This window comes from Anaerolineae bacterium (assembly GCA_014360855.1).
Lineage (GTDB): Bacteria > Chloroflexota > Anaerolineae > JACIWP01 > JACIWP01 > JACIWP01.
The window spans coordinates 1-1,710 of the sequence record JACIWP010000417.1; the positions used below are offsets into that span (position 1 = coordinate 1).

Sequence of the window (1,710 nt, forward strand, 5' to 3'; positions counted from 1 at the left end):
ATGGCCTGACGCCGGAACAGGTGACAGAAGAGGTGGTCAGCTCATACCTGCACACCGCCGGCCTGCCGGACCCGGACCTCATCATCCGCACCGCCGGCGAGATGCGGTTGAGCAATTTCCTCATCTGGCAAAGCGCCTACGCCGAATATTATTCCACCCCGGTCTACTGGCCGGACTTCGACCGCGAGGAGCTGTATAAGGCGCTGGTCGCGTACAGCCAGCGCGAGCGCCGCTACGGGCGCGTGCTCGACCAATAACCCGACTATCTCATCGGAGCATCGCTATGCTGCGCACCCGCGTCCTCAGCGCCCTGGTCCTTCTGCCCATCGTGGCCGTGCTCCTTTATCTGGGCGGTTGGTGGTTCGCCGGCGCCGTGCTGGTCGTGGCCGGCCTGGCCCTCCACGAGCTGTACGGCCTGCTCCGACAGGCCGAACTGGCCCCGCAGGAGATCATCGGCCTGCTTCTGGCGGTCGCCCTGGTACTTCCTCCCATCCTTCCGTCAGCTCGCCCCTGGCTGGAGCTGGCCGTCACCCTGTGCACCGCCGGCGCCCTGGTCTGGCACATGCTTCAGCCCGGGCGAACGCGCCCTGGCGTGGATGCCCTGGCGACGCTGGCCGGCGCGCTGTACCTGGGCTGGATGGGCCGGCACTTCGTCGCCTTACGTCTGGCACCGCAGGGCCTGTGGTGGACGGCGCTGGCCCTGCTCTCCACCTGGATCACCGACAGCGGCGCCTATTTCGTCGGCCGGCGCTGGGGCCGGCGGCCTTTGGCGCCCCGCCTCAGCCCGAAAAAGACGTGGGAGGGGGCGGTTGGGGGATGGCTGACGGGCGTCGCGCTGACGCCGGCGGTGGCCTGGCTGTTGGGCCTTTCCCCCTGGCATGGGCTGGCCCTGGGGGCGCTGATCGCCACGGTGGCGCCGTTCGGGGACCTGGCGGAATCCATGTTCAAGCGGCAGGTCGGCGCCAAGGACTCCAGCAACCTCATCCCCGGCCACGGGGGGATGCTGGACCGCATTGACAGCCTGCTGTTCGTCATCCCCAGCGCCTATTATTACCTCTTGCTGGCCGGCGTCATCTAAGCCTCTGCTTCCCAGCTTCTCGCCAGGGCATCCAGCTCGCGCACGACCTCGGGTGGGAGGGGCGCCGGCTGGTGGGTCTCCAGCAAGTTTCGCAGGCGGGCGTGCACGCGCGCGGCGAAATCTGGTTTGCCGGCCAGGGACCAGGCCTGATAGCCACTGCGGTCCAGCAGGGCCGGCCGCCAGAAGGTGCGAAAGCTCCGCAGGGTGTGCTCCAGCGTCAGGAACTCGCCGCCTGGCCCGACCTCGTCTATCAGGTCGAGCGCCGCGTCCTCATCTTGCACGGGTATCCCGCCCAGCATCACCTCCAGCATGCCGGCGATCTCATCCACCACGGGATACATCGCCGGCAGGAGCACCTGCGCGCTCCCGAACAGCCCCGCATCATGAATCAGGTCCGCCCCGCTGAGCGCGGCGAAGGTGCAGGACAGAGCGGCCTCCAGGACGGCCTGTCCGTCAAAGGTGCAGGCATCGCCACAGCCGGCGGTGCCGAAGTTCGGCAGGCCGAAGTGCGCCGCCATCTCGGACATGCCGGCCAGGAGCAGATGCAGTTCGGGCGCGCCGTAGGAGAAGACCGTGCTGTGCATGTCCATGACCGAAGGCATGGCCCCGAAGAGAAAGGGGGCGCCGCGGTG

3 protein-coding genes are annotated in these 1,710 nt (G+C 68.2%); 2 read left to right on the forward strand and 1 reads right to left on the reverse strand.

What is annotated here, in order from left to right; genetic code table 11:
• A partial coding sequence (locus tag H5T60_14670; protein ID MBC7243675.1) for an undecaprenyl diphosphate synthase family protein occupies positions 1–257 on the forward strand: 257 nt, incomplete at its 5' end.
• A 26-nt stretch (positions 258–283) separates the two neighbouring features.
• The gene (locus H5T60_14675) at positions 284–1,078 is read left to right on the forward strand and encodes a phosphatidate cytidylyltransferase (GenBank protein ID MBC7243676.1); all 795 of its coding nucleotides are present in this window, start codon (positions 284–286) and stop codon (positions 1,076–1,078) included.
• On the opposite strand, the gene H5T60_14680 is transcribed toward H5T60_14675, so the two are convergent.
• A partial coding sequence (locus H5T60_14680; protein ID MBC7243677.1) for a trimethylamine methyltransferase family protein occupies positions 1,075–1,710 on the reverse strand: 636 nt, incomplete at its 5' end. The genes H5T60_14675 and H5T60_14680 overlap by 4 nt on opposite strands.

What these genes read in the sequence shown, in the direction of transcription:
- H5T60_14675 (MBC7243676.1), top strand. Translation starts at nt 284, where the DNA reads ATGCTGCGCACCCGCGTCCTCAGCGCCCTGGTCCTTCTGCCCATCGTG.